Annotated in this window: 12 protein-coding genes; 5 read left to right on the forward strand and 7 right to left on the reverse strand. The window is 69.8% G+C overall.

All coding sequences use genetic code 11. The features are described 5' to 3' along the window. The first annotated feature begins 133 nt into the window (after positions 1–133). On the forward strand, positions 134–886 hold the full coding sequence (locus UU7_RS00340) for a glutathione S-transferase family protein (RefSeq protein ID WP_007804262.1): 753 nt from the start codon (positions 134–136) through the stop codon (positions 884–886). Between the two features lie 123 nt (positions 887–1,009). On the opposite strand, the gene UU7_RS00345 is transcribed toward UU7_RS00340, so the two are convergent. Continuing rightward, positions 1,010–1,909 carry a LysR family transcriptional regulator gene (locus tag UU7_RS00345; RefSeq protein WP_007804264.1) on the reverse strand — a complete coding sequence of 300 codons (900 nt, stop codon included), beginning with the start codon at positions 1,907–1,909 and terminating at the stop codon, positions 1,010–1,012. Between the two features lie 103 nt (positions 1,910–2,012). Between UU7_RS00345 and UU7_RS00350 the strand changes: the two genes are divergently transcribed. The 3 genes from UU7_RS00350 to UU7_RS00360 all read left to right on the forward strand — a co-directional run bounded on the left by UU7_RS00350 (position 2,013) and on the right by UU7_RS00360 (position 4,702). Next, entirely contained in the window at positions 2,013–3,005 is a 993-nt protein-coding gene (locus tag UU7_RS00350) for an aldo/keto reductase (RefSeq protein WP_007804266.1), read from the forward strand. 143 nt (positions 3,006–3,148) lie between these two features. Further along, the gene (queF, locus tag UU7_RS00355; RefSeq protein ID WP_007804268.1) at positions 3,149–3,973 is read left to right on the forward strand and encodes an NADPH-dependent 7-cyano-7-deazaguanine reductase QueF; all 825 of its coding nucleotides are present in this window, start codon (positions 3,149–3,151) and stop codon (positions 3,971–3,973) included. A gap of 159 nt (positions 3,974–4,132) precedes the next feature. Beyond that, on the forward strand, positions 4,133–4,702 hold the full coding sequence (locus tag UU7_RS00360) for a hypothetical protein (protein WP_007804270.1): 570 nt from the start codon (positions 4,133–4,135) through the stop codon (positions 4,700–4,702). A 51-nt stretch (positions 4,703–4,753) separates the two neighbouring features. Here the strand turns inward: UU7_RS00360 and UU7_RS00365 are convergent, their stop codons facing one another. From UU7_RS00365 to UU7_RS00375, 3 genes are all read right to left on the reverse strand, one after another. Then, positions 4,754–5,818, reverse strand: coding sequence for a glycerophosphodiester phosphodiesterase (locus tag UU7_RS00365; RefSeq protein ID WP_007804271.1), 1,065 nt, complete (start codon positions 5,816–5,818; stop codon positions 4,754–4,756). A 224-nt stretch (positions 5,819–6,042) separates the two neighbouring features. Further along, the gene (locus UU7_RS00370; protein WP_007804273.1) at positions 6,043–7,086 is read right to left on the reverse strand and encodes an alpha/beta hydrolase; all 1,044 of its coding nucleotides are present in this window, start codon (positions 7,084–7,086) and stop codon (positions 6,043–6,045) included. Positions 7,087–7,089: 3 nt separating this feature from the next. Further along, positions 7,090–9,525, reverse strand: a complete 2,436-nt coding sequence (locus UU7_RS00375) for a TonB-dependent receptor (RefSeq protein WP_007804275.1) — start codon at positions 9,523–9,525, stop codon at positions 7,090–7,092. Between the two features lie 391 nt (positions 9,526–9,916). Between UU7_RS00375 and UU7_RS00380 the strand changes: the two genes are divergently transcribed. Further along, complete coding sequence (locus tag UU7_RS00380) at positions 9,917–10,075, forward strand: DUF3309 family protein (protein WP_007804277.1); 159 nt, start codon at positions 9,917–9,919, stop codon at positions 10,073–10,075. A gap of 88 nt (positions 10,076–10,163) precedes the next feature. Here the strand turns inward: UU7_RS00380 and recD are convergent, their stop codons facing one another. Genes recD through recC form a run of 3 tightly spaced genes read right to left on the reverse strand, consistent with a single transcriptional unit; the run spans position 10,164 to position 19,314 of the window. Next, a complete protein-coding gene (recD, locus tag UU7_RS00385) occupies positions 10,164–12,032 on the reverse strand; it encodes an exodeoxyribonuclease V subunit alpha (RefSeq protein WP_007804279.1) in 1,869 nt (622 codons plus the stop codon). Then, complete coding sequence (locus tag UU7_RS00390; protein ID WP_007804281.1) at positions 12,029–15,652, reverse strand: UvrD-helicase domain-containing protein; 3,624 nt, start codon at positions 15,650–15,652, stop codon at positions 12,029–12,031. The genes recD and UU7_RS00390 overlap by 4 nt, the downstream gene beginning before the upstream one ends. After that, positions 15,649–19,314: an exodeoxyribonuclease V subunit gamma gene (gene recC, locus UU7_RS00395; RefSeq protein WP_050981390.1), complete on the reverse strand. Its 3,666-nt coding sequence runs from the start codon at positions 19,312–19,314 to the stop codon at positions 15,649–15,651. Before recC ends, UU7_RS00390 begins: the two co-directional genes overlap by 4 nt. Positions 19,315–19,378 lie beyond the last annotated feature (64 nt).

Raw genomic sequence — 19,378 nt, forward strand, 5'->3', positions numbered from 1 at the left:
GCCGCAAAAAATACGCTGCCGCACGGACATCGATCGGTGCGTGACGACCGACCACGGCGCCGCGGGCCGGCCAGCTTGACGCGCGGGCGACGGCCATCGCACGCTGCGGCATCCGGTCCGGAGGAGATGACCCGTGGCGCAACGCCTCAGAATCATCGGCAACTACATTTCCCCTTACGTGCGCAAGGTGCTGGCCTGCCTGGAACTGAAGGGGCTGGAATACGAAGTCGATCCGATCGCGCCGTTCGTGGGCAACGACGAATTCAGCCGGCTCAGTCCGCTGCGCCGCATCCCGGTATTGGTGGATGGCGACCTGGTGCTCAGCGACTCCAGCGTGATCTGCCAGTACCTGGAGGACCAGCACCCCACGCCCTCGCTCTACCCCCGCGACATCGCCGATCGCGCCCGCGCCCGCTGGCTGGAGGAATACGCCGACACGCGGCTGGCCGACGGCCTGATCTGGCGGCTGTTCCACCAGCTGGCGATCAAGCGCCACATCTTCGGCGAAGCGCCGAACGAGGTCGTGGTACAGCACGCGCTCGAAGTGGAGATTCCCGCCGCGCTCGATTATCTGGAGCAGCAACTGCCGGACGACGGCTTCGTGTTCGGCGCACTGTCGATTGCCGACATCAGCCTCGCCAGCTTCTTCCGCACCGCCTCGTTCGTGCGCTACGCGATCGACGCCGAACGCTGGCCGCTGATGGCCGCCCTGGTGGCGCAGGTGCAGGCCCAGCCCGCGTTCCAGAAACTGGCCCGCTTCGAGGACTGCATGCTGCGCCTGCCGCTGGCCGAACAGCGCGGCGCCCTGATCACCGCCGGCGCCCCGCTGACCACCGACACGCTGGGCACCAGCGCGCCACGCCCGGGCCCGCCCCGCGCTTCCTGACGACTCCCTCCCCTGCAACGCAGGGGAGGGCTGGGGAGGGGTGCTTTTGATCTTCAGCCCCTCGCCAGTCCGGGCAACCCCCTCCCAACCTCCCCCTGCGCGCAGGGGGACGAGCATCAGGCCTCAGCGCTGCTGCGCCATCAACTCCACCAGCCAGTCGACGAACACGCGCAGGCGCGCGGGCATCTGCCGCTGCTGCGGATACAGGATGGTCATCGGCAACGACGGTGGCGGATGCGCCGGCAGGATTTCGCGCAGCCGGCCGCTCTTCAATTCGTCGCCGATGCGATAGCGCGGCATCTGCGCGATGCCCAGCCCGGCCTCGCAACACCCGAGGTAGGCATCCACGCCGCTGACGCTGACGCAACCGGGCAGGGTCACTTCGCGCCGCTTGCGGCCCACCATGAATTCCAGTGGTTCGGCGCGATGGGTGGTCGGCGACAACCAGTTCACCGCCAGGTGGCCATCGTGCAGCGCGGCCAGCGACTCGGGCAGGCCGTGCCGGCGCACGTAGGCGGCGCTGGCCACGGTAACCTGCTGCAGTAAGCCCACGCGGCGTCCGACCATGCCCGAATCGCCCAGCTCGCCGATGCGCAGCACGCAATCGACGCCCTCGCGGACCAGGTCGACGAAGCGGTCGCCGGTGCCGATGTCGAGCTGGATCAGCGGATAGCGCGCGAAGAAGTCGCGCAACGCGGGAATCACCAGCAGCCGCGCCAGCGTCGCCGGCAGGTCGACGCGCAGGCGGCCCTTCGGTTGCACCAGGGCCTCGCGGAAATCGGCCTCGACCTCGTCCATGTCGGCCAGCAGCCGCACGCAATGCCCGTAATAGGTCTCGCCATCGCGGGTACTGCGTACGCGGCGGGTGGTACGCAACAGCAGCTGCGCGCCGAGCCGGGCCTCCAGCCGCTTGATCGCATGGGTGACGGTGGCGCGCGGCAGGTTCAGGTCGTCGGCCGCGGCGGTGAAGCTGCCCAGTTCGACGATCCGCGTATAGAGCCGCATCGCTTCGAGTCGGTCCATGGGCATTGTTGCCGTTGATTGAATGGTGATGGCCATTATTGAACATTTATCCGATGGCCGCCCGGGTGCACCATGCGTCCACCTTCATCCACGGAGCGACACCATGCAGACCCGCACGCTCGGCCGCCACGGCCCGCAAGTCTCCACCCTCGGCCTCGGCTGCATGGGCATGAGCGCGTTCTACGGCGCCCACGACGATGCCGAATCGATCGCCACCATCCACCACGCGCTGGATCGCGGCCTGAACCTGCTCGACACGGCCGACGTGTACGGCCCGCACACCAACGAGGTGCTGGTCGGCAAGGCGATCAGGGGCCGTCGCGAGCAGGCCTTCATCGCCACCAAGTTCGGCATCGTGCGCGACCCGGACAACGCCGCCGCACGGGGCGTCAACGGCCGCCCTGACTACGTGCGCGCCGCCTGCGACGCCAGCCTGCAGCGGCTGGGCATCGACACCATCGACCTGTACTACCAGCACCGCGTCGATCCGAACGTGCCGATCGAGGAAACCGTGGGCGCGATGGCCGAACTGGTTGCCGCCGGCAAGGTGCGTTACCTCGGCCTCAGCGAAGCGTCCGGCGCCACGCTGGAACGCGCCTGCAAGGTGCATCCGATCGCGGCGCTGCAAAGCGAATTCTCGCTGTGGACGCGCGACCCGCAGGACAACGGCATGTTCGCCGCCTGCCAGCGGCTCGGTGTCAGCCTGGTCGCCTACTCGCCGCTGGGCCGCGGCTTCCTCACCGGCGCGATCCGCTCGCCCGACGATTTCGACGCCGACGACTACCGTCGCAGCAGCCCGCGCTTCGTCGGCGACAACTTCGCCCGCAACCTGCAGCTGGTCGAGCAGGTGAAGTCGCTCGCCGCCGACAAGGGCTGCTCGCCCGCGCAACTGGCGCTGGCCTGGGTGCTGGCGCAGGGCGACGAGGTGCTGGCGATTCCGGGCACCCGCAAGCGCTCGCGGCTGGACGAAAACCTGGGTGCGCTCGACGTGCGACTCACCGCCGCCGAGCTCGCCGCGATCGATGCGATCTTCCCGCCCGATGCCGTCGCCGGCAACCGCTACGTCGACTCGATGATGCACATGGTGAACGTGTAACACCCTCCCCTGCGCTCCCTGCAAGCAGCTTCGATACCGCGGAACAAAGCCGCTGCTCCCCCTCCCCTGCGCGCAGGGGAGGGCCGGGGTGGGGTTCGCTTTTCCCACCAGGCCGCACCCGCAGAGCAGTTAAACTCCACCGCATGAGCACTCCCGAACATTCCCCGCTCGGCAAGGACACCGTCTACGCCGACCGTTACGATCCCGGCCTGCTGTTTCCGATCCCCCGCGCCGACAAGCGCGCCGAAATCGGCCTGGGCGACGTGCTGCCGTTCCACGGCGTGGACATCTGGAACGCCTACGAGTTGTCGTGGCTCGACCTGCGCGGCAAGCCGCAGGTGGCCCTGGCCGAGTTCCACGTGCCGGCGGCCTCGCCCAACATCATCGAGTCGAAGTCGTTCAAGCTGTATCTCAACGGCTTCGCCCAGGAGCGCATCGCCGACGCGGCCAGCCTCACCGACACCTTGCTGCACGACCTGTCCGCCGCGGCGGGAGCCGTGGTGAGCGTGCAGCTGCATGCCGCCGGCGGCGCCAGCCTGCCGGTGAGCGTTCTGGACGGCCAATTGCTCGATGAGCAGGACATCGCCATCGACAGCTACGGACCGCCGGACGCGGACTTCCTGCAGGCCGATACCGCGGCGACGCCGGTGGCCGAAACCCTGGTCTCGCACCTGTTGCGCTCGAACTGCCCGGTCACCGGCCAGCCCGACTGGGGCAGCGTGCAGATCGCCTATCGCGGCGCGCCGATCGACCACGCGGGCCTGCTGCGCTACCTGGTCTCGTTCCGCACCCACAACGAATTCCACGAGCAGTGCGTGGAGCGCATCTTCGTCGACCTCACGCAGCGCTGCGCGCCCCGGCAGCTCAGCGTGTACGCGCGCTACACCCGCCGCGGCGGACTGGACATCAATCCGTTCCGCAGCAGCACGCCGGCCACGCCGGACAATCCGCGCACGGTGCGCCAGTAGGCTGTCCGCGCAGCGCGTGGCCGTCGCGTGAAAGTTCGCCGGCCACGACAACCTCCGGTAATCGGCGCTTCAGATCGGCCGAGCTAGCCTCGCTGCACTGGCCACGCCCGCGACGGGCGCCGCCACGTGATCGACAGCGGAGTTCCCATGAAAACCTGCATGACATCCTTCCCGCGTTCCGGTGCGCTTTGCGGCGTCGCCTTCACCGGCGCCCTGCTGCTGAGCGCCTGCGGCAAGCACGAGCCACCGCCGCCCGCCCCCACGCCGGCGCCGGCTTCCACGGCGCCGGTGGCGCAAGCGCCGGTTTCACCGGCGGCCTCCAGCGCGCTGGCGCCAGCCACCGCCGCCAGCATCGCCGTCGCCGCCTCCACCGTGCCGCCAGCCACGCCGTTCAGCGTGGCCAAGCTCACCCTGGGCAGCGCGGTGAACGCCGACCACCAGGTCATCCGCCCCGGCGACAGCTTTGCCAGCAACGACAAGGCGATCTACGCCAGCGTCGCCACCGAAGGTAGCACCGGCGGCGCCACGCTCAACGCGAAGTGGAGCTACCTGGAAGGCCAGGGCCAGCTGGTCAGCAACATCAGCCAGTCGATCGCCACCGATGGCCCGGCGATCACCACGTTCAAGGTGCAGAACCCCGACCTGTGGCCGGCCGGAAAGTACCAGGTCGAGATCTCGCTGGACGGCAAGCCGGTGACGAAGCAACAGTTCCAGATCGCCGCCCGCTGAAGATCCGGGCCGGAACGAGGGGCGAGAGCTGTTCCCTCGCCCTCGTTCCTCTCACTTGCTGTTGTCCATCCCGTCCAGCGCCTTGCGCCCGATCGCCGGGTCGTCGGTGAAGAACGCATCGATGCCGGTGGCGAGATAGGTGCGGATCTCGGCGATCGAACCGGCCTCGCTGACGTTGCGCGGATCGATGCCCTGCCACCGGTCAAGCGGCAGGAAGTAGTTCTCGGGCCGGAACGTGTACGGATGCACCTCGAGGCCGGCGGCGTGCGCGTCGTGCACCAGCGCGGTGGGCTCACCCAGCAGGTGATCGAACTTCAGCGGGATGATCGCGCGGATGCCGGGGCCGATCGCGTTCGCGTAGGTGGCGATGGTGCGCAGCCCGGCCGGCGTCATCATCTGCCCGTAGTCGAGCTGGCCGCCCACGGCGGTCACGTCGTACGGCTGTTCGTCGGCGTCGCCCAGCAACTGCAGCAGCCGGATGTTGCCGTGCGTGCCGTCGGCCAGCTTGCCATGCAGGTACTGCAGGTTGCCGATCTCGAATGACTGGATCTCCACCGGCGCCGTGCGCGTATAGGCGTGTGCGGCCAGCGTGGCCAGCAGCTGGTCCTCCATCGGCAGGCCGATGCCGCGGAAGTAAGTGCCGTGCTTGATCTCCGGGATGATTCCGATCACCCGCCCGCGCGCTGCCGATTCGGCCGCCACGAACGCGATGATCTCGTCCAGCGTGGCGATCGGGAACTGGCCGTCGTACTGCGTGCTGCGCAGCTTGGGCAGCCGCTCGCGCGCGCGCAGCGTCTTCAGCTCGGCCAGGGTGAAGTCCTCGCTGAACCAGCCGTCGACCGCCACGCCGTCGATGGTCTTGCGCGTCTTGCGGGCGGCGAATTCCGGATGACTGGCCACGTCGGTGGTGCTGCCGATCTCGTTCTCGTGGCGCGCCACCATCACGCCGTCCTTCGTCATCACCAGGTCCGGCTCGACGTAGTCGGCGCCGTCGGCAATGGCTTTTTCGTAGGAGGCCAGCGTGTGTTCGGGGCGCAGGGCGCTGGCGCCGCGGTGGCCGATCACCAGCACTTTCGCGGCCAGCGGCTTCTCGGCGGCGATGGCGACCACAGGCATGAGCACTCCACAGAAAACGGCGATGGCGAAGCATAAGCGATGCATGGATTGCTCCGGTCAGTGTCCGTGAAGAAAACCGCTTCCTGTGGTTCTCTTCCATCGCGAGTCCGGTACGCGCCCGGACTCACCCGAGACAGTCACTTGCCTGACTGCTTCATGCTCGGCGCGCGGGCATCCGTGCCCTCGCCCTGGCCGACCTGAGAGGTTGAAAGCCTCACAACCGCTCAGTGGCCGCGGTCCAGTGTGGCGGCGGCAGATGACCCGCGAGTGTCATCCGCGTAGGGTAGCCCGACCACGTCGTGCAGGAACTCGCGGCTGCGCCGGTGCACCGACTCGACCGATTTCGAATATACCGACGAGGCGATCACGTGCGCGTCGGCGTCGGGGAAGTCCTGCTTGCGTCGATACCTCGCCGCGGTGCCCAGCTGGTCGAACATGCCCAGGATCGCCGGCACCGACACCGTGGGGTCCTGGTTCTTCTCGTCGCGGTAGTAGTAACCCACGAATGCCGGCGCATGGATCTTCGCGAACATGCGCGGGTTGAGCACGCTGCGGCTGAGCACCGCCACGCTGCGATAGCCGTCCATGTGGATCGACTTCGACCAGTACGCCGAATCGCCCGTCTGCGGCACCACCTCGTCGCCGTGGTTGTAGGCATAACGCAGAAAGGTGCCGCCCCAGGGCCAGAACATCGGCGCCAGCCGGTCGTCGCGTTCGCGCACCAGTGGCGACCACAGCACCAGCGCGTCCACCGCCTGCGGCTGTTGTGCGGCCAGTTGCATCGCCAGCGCACCGCCCATCGAGGTGCCGATCACGATGACCCGGTCGCCCAGTGCATGACCGATCGCCAGCGCCCGCGCCGCGCCGTCGACCAGTTGCTGCGCGTCCAGCCCGCGCATCGCGTCCGCTGCAGCCAGGCCGTGGCCGGGCAGCCGGCTGAGGTAGAGGTTGCAGCCGAAATCGCGGGCCAGTTCGCGATGCACCGGCGCGCCCTCGCCCTGGCTGGCGCCGAAGCCGTGCAGGTAGACGATGGCGCAGGCGGTGCGCGCCGGATGCTGCGGATCGGCCCACACGATGCGCGCCTGGTTGTCCGGGCGGATGCCCGGCTGGGCGGCCTCGTGGGCGTCCACCCAGGCCTGCAGCCGCTGCGGTGCCTCGGGCACCGACGGCAGCGTCACCGTCAGCTCGCGCTTCTTTGCGCGAGGCCCGAGCGCCGCGACGGCGCCCACCGCGAGCACCACCGCCAGCACGATGCGACGCTTGCGCATCGGCTAGAACTTGCCGCTGATGCCGATGCCGAAGGTCCGCGGCGCGCCGGGGATGTAGGTGGCCAGGTTGAAGTTCTCGCCCACGTTGCCGGCATCCACCAGGTACTTCTTGCCGAGCAGGTTGGCGCCCCACACCGAAAGATCCCAGCGTCCCTTGTCGAAGGTGACGCCGGCGCGCAGGTTCAGCAGGCCATACGCCGGCTGCACATAGGCGGGGTTGTTGTTGTCCTCGAAATAGATCTTCGAGCGCCAGGTGTAGCTGGGCCGCACGTACAGGTTGCGACCTTCCGCCAGCGGCTGGTTCCACTGCACGCCGATCGCCACGGTGTGGTCCGGCGCCAGCCGCAGGTGGTTGCCGGCGTAGCCCTGCTGGCGACCCTGGTTGTCCTTGTCGGCGAAACGCGCGTGCAGGTAGCTGTAGTTGAAGAAGCCGCTGAAGCGATCGCTGAATGCCTGCTGCAACGAAGCCTCGAAGCCGGGCACGCTGGCGCGGCCGGCGTTGAGCGTCAGCAGCCGGCCGCCCTGGAACGCGGTGCTCTGGAAGTTGTTGTAGTCGTAATAGAACGCGGACAGGTCGTAGGCAAAACGACCACCGTCGCCTTCGCCCTTCAGGCCCACTTCGTAGCTCAGGATGGTCTCGGCCGGCAGCACCACCTTGTCGTAGCCGGTGCCCGCCTCGTTGACGTTGAAGGCCAGCACGTTGGGCCGCCGCCCGCGCGACACGCTGAGGTAGCTGTTGGTGTCCTCGTTGATGTGGAAACTGCCGATCAGGCGGCCGACCACCGAGGTGCTGTCGTGTTCGTTGTGCAGCCGGCCGTTGGTCGGCACGAACAGGTTGTTCGGTCCGGTGACGCCGTTGAAGCCCGCGCCGAACAGTGCCAGCGTGGTGCCGATGCCCGACGCCGGCGAGGCGTTGGTGACCTGGTAGGCGCCGGCCTGCTCCTCGCGGCTGACCCGCAGGCCGCCGGTGATGTCGAAGCGGTCATTGATGCGCCAGGTGCCGTCGGCGAACGCCTCGTACGAGCGCGTGCGGCCGTAGTTGGTATACGCCTCCTGCTCGTTGGTGTTCAGCGGCACGCCGAGCAGCGGGATCGCGCTGTAGGGCTGGTTCGGCTGGTAGTTGGCATCGAGCAGCGGCGGCGCCGGGCCCAGCAGGGCGATCAGCTGGCGGGTGGAGTCGGACAACCCGTCGAGCGTCGGCGCCAGCGCCAGCAGCTGCAGCAGCAGGCTGCGCTCGTCGGTGCTGAACGGCACCGCCTCGCTGCCGTTCTCGTAGAAATAGTTGGCGCCGAAGAAGCCGGTGAAGCTGCCGCCGGCGTCGTAGTTCAGGCGCAGCTCCTGGCTCAGCTGGTGGCTCTTCGAATGCTCGGCGAAGTTCAGCATGTTGACCTGCGAACCGTCGGCGTCGAACTTCTCCAGCGAATTGAACTTGCGCAGGCCGGTGGTGCTGGACAGCCGCCAGCTGTCGCTCAGCGCGAAGTCGCCGATCGCGGTGAGCCCGTAGACCTTGCGGCGCAGCCCCAGCTGGTCGCCGTGATCGAGATCGGCCGCGCCGTAGACGTCGGTCGAGCCGTAGCGGTTCGGCACGATGCCGCTGTGGAAGTCGGTGCCCGGCGGGGCGTCGCGCTGGTAGTTCGCGATCAGGTCGATGCCGCTGCCGCTGCCCACGTTGAAATGCAGGCTGGCGCGGATCGCCTTGGTGTCCTCGCCGTTGAGCCGGCCACCGTTGAGGTTCTCGACGTAGCCGTCGTGATAGGCGTTGTGTACCGCCACCCGGGCGAAGACATTGTCGGAGATCGGCGTGTTGATCCAGCCGGTGAGCTTGCGGCTGGAGAAGTTGCCGAACTCGCTCTGGAAGCCGCCCGAGTTGCCGGCCTGCGCCTTGTTCTGGATCAGCGAGATCGCCCCGCTCTCGGCGCCGCGGCCGAACAGCGTGCCCTGCGGTCCGCGCAGCACCTCGACGCGATCCATGTCGAACAGCGACACCATCGAGCCGCGCGAACGGCTGATGTCCACGCCGTCCTGGAAGATCGACACGCGGCTGGCCGCCGTCGCCGCGCCATCGTCGGTGGTGATGCCGCGCACCGCGATGCCGGGGTTGTTCGGGCTCTGCACCTGCACCTGCACGCCGGGCACGTAGCGGCTGAGCGTCTCCACGTCGCTGATGCCGAAGCGCCGCATGAAGTCGTCGGAGTACGCCGAGATCGAGATCGGCACGTCGACCACCTGCTGCTCGCGCTTCTGCGCGGTCACGGTGACCCGGTTGAGATTGATCGCGTTGGCCACCGACGGCGCACTGTCCGCCGGCGCGGGCGCGTCGCCGGCCTGTTGCGCCTGTACCGCCATGGGCGCCAGCCCCAGCAGCAGGCAGCGGATCGACCAGGACAGCCAGTTGCGAGGTGACGCCGTGGCGTCTGCACGCGGATTCGGATTCGACATGATTTCCCCAGGAAATGCGCGAGCCGCCCGCGAAGGCGGCGTTTCATTATTGTCGTCCGTGCATGACAGGCACATGTCCCGCTGGCCGGGCCCGCCCCACCTGCCGCAACGTCCGCCCCCGGGGTCGATGATTGCAGCCCCGTTGCCGCGCACGCTACTACGGACGAGGCGCGGCAGGCTTGCTGCGTTGCGGCAGCAGCGCGCCGTTCGCCACGGCGATGCTGGCCGCGACATCGTGGCGCCCGCGAGCGCGGCCGTGACTGCCCCGTGATCACCCGGCCCGCGCCGCTTGACGGTTCATCCACCGCGCGCCTGCGATGGTCTGCCTGCACCGCCTCACCGCGCGGTGGCCGCCGCGCCCATCGGGGGCGCGCGCACCGAGGAGCATCACATGTCCCTGTCCCTGCTGGTTGTCATCGTTCTCGTGCTGTTGCTGATCGGCGCGTTGCCGACCTGGGGCTACAGCCGTTCCTGGGGTTACGGTCCGGTGGGCGGACTGGGCCTGATCGTGGTGATCGTGCTGGTGCTCTGGTTGCTCGGGGTGTTCTGAGAGGCCGTGGGTTTTTCAACCTCTCGGGCGATGGGGAAAACCACAGGGGTGGTTTTCTTCAGCGCGGATCGCGGACCAGCCGCGCGTGTCAGGCGATGCGCGCGGCCAGTCCGCTGGCACGACGTACCGGCGTGGCCAGCGCGGTGTCGCAGGCCGCGTCGGCAGCCCACAACTCGACCCCCTGCCGGGCCCGTGACACGCCGGTGTACAGCAGCTGCCGCGACAGGATGCGGTGCTGCGGGTCCGGTGGCAGCAGCACCGCGGCGTGGTTGTATTCGGAGCCCTGGCTCTTGTGGATGGTCACCGCGAACGCGCCCTGATGTTCGGGCAGGCCGGCCGGCGAAAAAGCGACGGCGCGGCGACCGGCGTGATGGGCCGCGCCGGTGGCCAGCGTCTCGCCGTCGATCGCGGCGCCGCCCTGCACGGTCACTTCGAACCAGATCGCCAGGTTGCCGTTTTCGTCGCGCAGGCACAGGCCCACGTCACCGTTGAACAGGCCAGCGGTATAGTCGTTGCGGGTGATCATCACCGCGCGGCCGGGATACCACTCGTCATCCGGCGCCACGCCCAGGCGACCTTTCAACCTGCGCTCGATGATCGCGTTGGCGGTCGCGGCGCCGAACTCGCCCTCGCGCAATGCGCACAGCAACTGGCGCTGGCGCAACGCATCCAGCGCCGCCAGCACGCCGCGCTGGTCGGTCTTCGCCACCACGTCGAGCGCGCCCGCCTCCTGCAGCATGGCAGCCACCGCGTTGCTCCAGCGGGCCAGCGCGCGGGCCAGGTCCTGTGCGTCGGCCAGCGGGCGACGGATCGCCTTGTCGCCGGCGTCGCGCCATGCCGCAGCGAACGCGGCCGCATCGCCGCGACGGATCGCCTCGTTGATCGGCACCAGCGACTGGTCGGCGCGGAAGCTGTGGCTCAGGCGCACCAGGTCCGGCGCATGTTCGGCTTCCATCGCGCCGACCAGGTCGAGCAGCACCGAGCCGGTGCCGACCGAGGTGAGCTGGTCGGCGTCACCGACCAGGATCAGCGCGGCGTCCTCGCGCAGCGCGTCGAGCAGGTTGCGCAGCATGGCCAGGTCGACCATCGAAGCCTCGTCGACGATCACGATGTCGGCGGGGATCGGATTGTCGGCGTGGTGGACGAAGCCGCCATGCCGGCCGCGGCTGCCCAGCAGGCGATGCAGGGTGCTGGCCTCGGCGGCCAGCGCCCCGTCCAGTTGCGCCTGCCAGTCAAAGTCGTGCGCGGGATGCGCGCGGGCTCGCATCCGCGCGGCGCCATCGCGCAGGGACTCGGACAGGCGCTGCGCGGCCTTGCCGGTGGGCGCGCCGATGCGGATCACGGGCGCCGCCTGCATCCGCGCGGTGCGCTCCCTGATCAGCATCATCAGCATGCGCAGCACGGTGGTGGTCTTGCCGGTGCCGGGGCCGCCGGTCAGCACGAACAGGCGCTTGCCCGGCACCTGGGCCACGGCCTGGCGCTGCGGCCGCACCCGCTCGTCGGAGTCGCCATGGAACAGCGCGTCGATCGCCGCGAGGTCGACCTCGCCGGCCGCCAGCGACGCCGCGCGGCGCTGGCGCACATGCCGGGCGACGGCGGTTTCGTGCAGGTAGTTGCGGCGCAGATAGAAGTGCGGCGGATCGAGTACGAACGGCGTGCCGCCAGCGTCGCCGTCGCCGGCCAGCGCCACCATCGGCTCGGCGCGCAACGCGGCGATGTCCTCCTCCGAGCAGGCCCGCATGCCGTGGCGCGCCGCCGCCTCGCCGTTCAGCAGCAACGCGCTGTCGCCATGCCCTTCCGCATGACTGGCCCAGCCGGCGATCCGCGCCAGCAGTGGCGAGCCGCCGTGCGCCAGCACCCAGCGCGCCACCGTGGCATCGAGCATGCGCCATGCGTCGGGCGGCGCGACGTCGCCGGCGAGGCGACGGAAATGGTAGCTGCGGGCGGGCGTGTTCATGCGGCCTCCGTGGTGGTCGGTCCGGAGGCAAGCACCTCGCCGACCGCGTCGAGCAGGTCGGAAGAAAAGCGATGCCGCCAGATGCCCGCGTCGGGCGCCAGCCCCGCCGCGCGGATGAACAGGTAGACACATTCGCCCAGTTGTTCTTCGCGGCGGTAATCCGCGCCGAGTCGCTGGCGCAGGTAGCGATCCACCGCGACGGTGTAGAGCAGCGCCTGGAAGCGGTAGTGGCTGGCGTCCATCTGGGCGCGCAAGGCCTCGCCCGCGTAGTCGGCCAGGGTGTCGCCCAGATAGTTGCCCTTGTAATCGAGCACGTGATAAAGCCCGTGGTGATGGAAGATCAGGTCGATCTTGCCGTTCATCAGGCCGCTCAGCACACGCTGGCTGGCCGGCACCAGCTCGGCTTCGCCATGGGCGGCGCAGGCGGCGCGCAGGCGCGGCATCGACACGCGATCCATCGCGAAGTGGAAGCCCATCTCGGCGCGCAGGTCGGCCGCGGCAAGATCGGCCAGGCACAACGCGGGAGACGCCGCGATGCCCAGCGGCGCGTCCAGTGCATCCTGGATGCGGCTGACCAGCAGGTCGACCAGGGCGGACTGCTCGATGTCCTTGCGTCGCACGCCGGCGTCGCGCAGGCACTGGGCGATCAGCTCGCGTTGCGCCGACATCGGCGCGCCCACCTCGCGATGCTCGAACACCGCATGCACCGCGTTGCCGAAGTCGGTGCCGCGCACGCCGGCCAGGGCGAGCAGGCCGGGATGGGCTTCCGTCGCCGTCATCGGGGAAGGCTGCTCGACCGCCACCACGGCGTCGGCATCGGCCAGCTCGACGTTGCCCGCTGCATCCTCGTCGCCGGCGGCGGCGCCGGGATTCACCGCGTCGCGATGCTCGCCCTGGGTCAGCGTGGTGAAGCTGTGCTTCGCCTCCAGCGGGCCGGAGCGCGGCGGCGGCAGCGCGCGCGCGTGGCGCTCGACGGCAGGCGCGGCGGCGCCGCTGAAGTCGTGTCGCGCCAGCGGATGCCAGCCGTCGATCCAGCGGATGTCCGGCGTGGCGTCGCGCAGTTCGGGCGAACCCAGGGCGGGATCGATGCGCTCCAGCATCACGTCCAGCGCACTGCGCCTGGTGCCGCTGGCCGGCGTCTTGCTGCTGGCGCTGGCCGGCCGCTGCGGCGGCAAGGCGAACAGGTGACAGGCGTGGATGGCGCGGGTCAGCGCCACGTACAGCACGCGGAAACGTTCGTCCTGAAGGTCCTGCGCCTCGCGCGCCCGGGCCGCGGCGGAGAACTCGGCCAGGCGTTGCCCGCTGCGCGGATCGTTGACCACGGACATGCCGTCGCCTGGGCGTTCGCCGTGGTTCCACATCAGCGGCAGGAACACGATGGGAAACTCCAGGCCCTTGCTGGCGTGCAGCGTCATCAGGCGCACCCGGGCGCTGTCCGATTCGATGCGCAGCTGCGCCGCGTCGGCGGCGTCGTTGTCGCTGGCCGCGCCATCCTCGCGGCACTGCTTCAGCCATGCCAGCAGTTCCTCGATGCCGGTGAGCTGCTCGCTCTGCGCCTGCAGCAATTCGCCGAGGTGGCGCAGGTCGGTCAGCACGCGCTCGCCGGCCATGGTCTGCAGGTAACGCGCGGCCAGGCGATCGATCAGCTGGCCGACCACGTGCAGGATGCCCCGTTCGGCCCGTTGCTGGCTCCAGCTGCGGAAGGTGTCCGCCACCGGCTGCCATTGCGCCACGTCGTCGCCCCAGCGCTGCAGCTCGCTGAAGCTGGCGCCCCACAGCCGCGTGGCCACCGCCGCCCGCAACGCGCCCAGTTCGGCGGGATGCGCGATCGCGTACAGCACGACCTGCAGCTCGCGGGCCACCTCGGTGTCGAACACGCTGCTGCGCGAGGAAGTCACGCAGGGCACGCCGCGTTCGCGCAGCGCATCGCGCAGGCTGATGATGTCGTTGCCGGTGGGCAGCAGCACGGCCAGGTCCGAAGGCTGCACCGGTTCGCCGCCGATGCGATGCGTGCCCGACTGCAGCATGGCGGCGATCTGGTTCGCGCAGACCTCGAGCGCCTCGGCCCGACGCGCCGGCTGCGACGACGGCGGATCGCTGCGGTAGTGGATCACCAGCGGCGCGGGGCACGGTTCGCCATCGATCGTGTACGGCTGGCCGGCGCGCCGCTCGGTCCAGTTCACGCTTTCGTAGGCGATGCGACTCTCGCCCGCGGCATCCAGCGCCGTGCCGCCCACCGCGTAGAACTGGTTGAAGGCCCGGACCAGGGCCGCGCTGGAACGATGGTTGGTGTCCAGCGTCAGCCGGCCCGTCGCGTCGACCGCCGAGGCAGCGCGCTGGTAGGAGTGGATGTCGCCGCCGCGGAAGCGGTAGATCGCCTGTTTCGGATCGCCGATCATCACCAGCCGGCCGCGGGTGCTGCCATCGCGCTCGCGGTAGATCGCATCGAGGATGCCGTATTGCTGGCCGTCGGTGTCCTGGAATTCGTCGACCAGGGCCACCGGCCACGCCTTGAACAGGGCATCGGCCAGCGGACGATCGCCGGCGCGCTCCGCTTCGCGGGCCAGCGCGTCGCCGACCGACTGGATCAGGCTGTCGAACGTCAGCTGGTGGCGCGCGGCGAGGCGTGAGCGCATTTCCGCGCGGGCCAGCGCGGCCAGCTCGTGCCAGAAGCCGGCGCGCAGGCTTTCGATGATTTCGGCGCAGCGCTCGGCGAACACCGCCAGCGCGATCAGCTCGCCGTTGTCCTTGCTGCCCTTGAGCACGCCGGTCAGGGCGGTGGCTTCCTTCAGCCCCGCGCACGCCTTCGCACCCGGCATGCGCGCGCGGTCGTCGAGGAAGTCGGCCAGCTCGCTCCAGAATCCCGGCAACAGCGAGCCCTTGCGGAAATGCGTGCCGTCGGCGACGGCGGCGCGCAGCCGCGCTGCCCACGCCGGGTCCAGCACGGCGTCGACCTCGGCCGCCGATGCCATCTTCACGCTGACGCCGGGCGCCAGGCAGACCTTCAGCCGCCGGCTGAGTCGTGCCAGGCTCAGCTCGTCGCCCGCCTGCGCGGCCAGCATCACCAGCGGGTCGCCGGCATCGGCCTGCTGCAGGCGCCGCCACAGGTCGGCGGCCACTTCGTCGAGCAGCGCTTCGCCGGGGACCATGTCGCCCATCACGAAGGCCACGCCGCAGGCGAACGGATGATCGGCCAGGATGCGCCGGCACAGGCTGTGCAGCGTGCTGACCGGCGCCACGTCCATCTCGGCCAGGGCCAGGCGCAGGCGCTGCAGATCGCGCACGCGCAGCTCGGCATCGTGCTGCCAGCGCGCGCGCAGCCATTGTCCGTCGCTGCCCTCGTCGCTGCCGGCGTCGTCGGTTTCGGCGAGGTTCTCGCTGGCGCGCAACACGGCCCACTGCAACTTGCCGCGCAGGCGTTCGCGCAGCTCCTGCGCGGCCGCGTCGGTGAACGTGGTCACCACGATCTGCCGCGGCGACAGCTGCCGCTCCAGCAGCAATCGCAGATACAGCACCGCGATGGTCCAGGTCTTGCCGGTGCCGGCGCTGGCCTCGATCAGGCTGCGCCCGCCATCGGCGAGGTCCAGGCTGCGCCAATCGATGACCGCTGCCGTGCTCATGCCGACACCTCGGCGCTGGCGTCGAAGCTGATGCAGCGATAAAGCGTCAGCGCAAATTCCGCCAGCGCGGCCAGCTCCGCGCTGCCTTGGGCGAAGTCCACCTCACCGGCCAGCAGATGGCTGTAGCCGGGTGCGTAATCGCGTTCGCCCACGCCGCCATGACCGGCAATCCAGCTCGAACCGATGTCGATCTGGGCCGGCTCGTCGGCGGCCTCGACGTCACTCGAACGACTGCTGCGCTTCTTCGGATAGATGCGCTCGCTGATCGCCGCCCACGCCGACTTCGGGAAGTACCAGCGCGGCGCCGACTGCGCCTCGATCCACCAGCCCAGCAACTGTTGCAGGCGCCGTTCGAGTTCGCCGAGCCGCGCCGCGCGCCCGGCGTCATCGGCCGCCATGAAGCGTGCGTCCCAGTCGTTGATGCCGTCCTGCCAGGGGCGCTCGTCGCCGTCCAGCAGCGGACGCAGCCGCAGCGCGGGCAGCGTGCCGCCCGCGCGGGCGCTGTGCAGGCGCAGCAGCGCCCAGTCGAGGAACATCGGCACGCGCTCGCGGAAGCCCAGCTCCGCCTCCTTCTTCAGCCGGTCGCCGTTGCCGCCGAACACGCGCAGCAGTTGCCAGCATTCGCCACCGTCGATGCTGCTGCGATGGACGTGGGTGACCTGGCCGGTCACGCGGCAGCCGCCGATCGGCACATCGATGCCGCAACTGCCACCGGCCGGCGCCGCGTGTTCGAAACCGGGCAGCTTCGCGACTTCCTGCAGCAACAGGCCGACCACGGCGCTCTCCTGTTGCCAGGCCTGCTGGCCGGCCCGGCCCGGCGGCATCACGCCACCCAGGCGCAGCCAGTCCGGCGCGGTGGCCGGCGGCCACGCGGCATGCGGCCAGCCCGGCAGCGCGTCGTTGAAGAACAGCTTCCTGGCCACCGTGTCGAGCGCGGCGAAGCGCGCTTCGATCGGTTCGTCCTGGGGCAGGCGATCGTCGGCGAGCGCGTCCAGGCTGACCTGCATGCGGTGTTCCAGCAGTTGCCTGGCGGGGTCGCGGTAGTACGCATGCAGTTCGCGCAGTGCGATCGTCGCGCCGGGGTCGATTCCCGCGGCGCCGCCGGGGTCGAGGAACGGCGCCACATCGGCCTGGTCGCCGCGGCCATGCATGCCGGCGAACAGCGCGTTGTAGGAGAACAGCCGTCCATCGCCGCCGTCGAAGTAGCGGCTGTCGAACGGCTGCAGCGGATGCCGCAGCAGCCACGGCCGGTCGACCTCGTCGTCGTCGGGACGCAGCCCCGCGGCCGCATCCAGCACGGCCAGCAGTTCGGCCAGCGGCGGCGCCGGATTGCGCGGCTTGCCGTCCTTCACCCCTTCGCCGATGTAGCTCAGGTGCAGGCGTGCGCGCGCCGACATCAGGGTTTCCAGGAACAGGTAGCGATCGTCGCTGCGCACGTCGCGATCGCCCAGGCGGCGATAGCGCGCCATCAGGTCCAGCCCCGCGTCGCTGCCCGAACGGGGGAAGTCGCCGTCGTTGAGGCCGAGCACCGCGACGACCTTGAACGGGATCGCGCGCTGCGGAACCATGCCGCAGAAGGTGATGCCGCCCATCAGGAAACGCTGCTGCTCGGGCACGGCGGACAGCCGCTCGACCAGCAGGTCGCGCACCACGCTGAAGTGCAGCAGCGGGTCCTCGCCGGCAGCCGTCGGCTCGCTGGTGATGGTGCGGATGAAACCGAGCACCATCGCCTGCGCATCGCGGGCCGCCCGATCCATCGGATCGATGCGGAACAGCGCCTCGAAGCGGCGCTCCAGTTCGCTCGCCCAGTTGCTGGCGAGGCGCGTTTCGGCGGACAGGTCGCACAGCGCCTGCACTTCCTGCAGCAGGTGATCGAGCGCGCCCAGGTAACCCGCGGCCGGGCCGTGGATGCCGGTGAGCGGCGCCAGCTCGGTGCCGTCGGGCAGATGCACCGACGGCTGCCGCTCGGCCTCGGCGGCGTCGGCCATCAAATAGCCGGCCAGCATGCGATCCATCGCCCAGCCGAAGGTGTGTTCGGCGATCGGCGGCACGCCGAAGCGCGCCCGAAACGCGGGATCGAGCGCCCACGCCACCCGGCTGGCCTTCAGCCATTCGGCCAGCTCATCCACGCCGGCCGCATCCAGGCCCAGTCGACGGCAGATTTCCGGCACCGCCAGCAGGTCCACCACCTCGGGCGCGGTGACCCGCGTGCCGGGCAGGTCCAGCAGTTTGCGGAACGCGCCGAACAGCGAATGACTGCGCGACACCGCCACGTCGGCCAGCTGGTACGGCAACAGCCCGCCGGCATGGCCGGCCACGCCGAACACCGCGGGAATCAGCGGCACGTACGCCTGGATGTCCGGCGCCATCACCACGATGTCGGCGGGACGGATCGGCTGGCCGTCGGCATCGGTACCGGCGATCGCGTCCAGCAACTGGTCGCGCAGCACCTCCAGTTCGCGCAGGCGGGTGTGGCAGCTGTGCACGCGCAGTGAGGCATCGGCGCGCGCGGCGCGATCGATCGGCGTGTCGAGCCGCACCTGCATCAGTGACGGATCGAGCGCGCGGATGCCCTGCTGCACGCGCTGCAGACGATTCATCCCGTGCAGCGCCTGCTCGTCCTCGCGATGGCGCACGTCGGACAACACATCGCCCTCGCCCGCGGCCAGCTCCATGATGAAGTGCTGGCCCATGCGCCCCCAGCTGGCCAGCAGCGGATGCGCCTGGTCCGCCCAGTAGTCGTTGCCTTCGGCCGCGTCCAGCCGCGCCTGTTCCTCGGCGCCCTGCAGCCGCAGCGCGGGCAGCGTGCGGCCGAGCCCGCCCCAATATTCGCGGCAGGGATCGGGCACATACAACGCGACCAGCCGATGCCGTGCCACCGCGCGCAACACCGCCAGTTCGGACGGCGCCAGGTGGCTGACGCCGAACACGTGCAGCGCCTCGCCGCCGGCCTCGACGCGACCGAGCTGCTCGATCAGGTCACCGACCACGTCGCCGCGATGGGCGCCCAGCTTGTCATGCAGGTGCTTCCACAGCGGCGCCAGCAGCCGCTGCTCGGTGGACGCCAGCACCGCCTCGGCGGCGTTTCCGGTCACCAGGCTGAAGTGGCCGCGCTCCCAGCCGCGCAACCAGTCCGGGCGATACACCAGGTATTGCGAGTAGATCCGAGCCAGCCGGTCGGCCAGCTGGAAGCGACGGCGCGCCTGATCCGCCACCCCGCCCGACGGATGCGTGCCGCCGGCGCGCAGGTAGCTGGCGATCCGTGCATCGCTGATGCCCAGCGCCGCCACGTCGCCACCCAGCACTTCATGGATGCTCCAGCGCAGGTGCTGGCGCTGGTAGCGCGGCAACGACACCGCGCGCTGGCCCAGCTGCTGCCGCGCCAGCCGATCGATCCACGGACTGGGCAGCAGGATGTCGAGGTTCGCGGCGATCCCGCCCGCGCCGTACTTGCGCGCCAGCGCCCCGTTCAACCAGTGCCGCATGCCCGGATGCGCCGCGATGATGGTCTGCGGCGCCAGCACGTTGTCCGGCTGGGTGACCGCCAGCAACTGCACCAGCGGATCGAGCAGCTTCTCCAGCCGACTCGCCCGATAGATCAGCAGCCCGGTGGTTTGCCGCTCCCCCTCCACCTCGCGAATTTCGCCACCTGCTGCCGTCACTGCCGTGCTCCCGGATGCTGCCGGATCACCCACGATCCATCCGCCCGATCTTCACCAGCACCAG

The sequence above is a fragment of the Rhodanobacter spathiphylli B39 genome, from assembly GCF_000264295.1.
Classification (GTDB): domain Bacteria; phylum Pseudomonadota; class Gammaproteobacteria; order Xanthomonadales; family Rhodanobacteraceae; genus Rhodanobacter; species Rhodanobacter spathiphylli.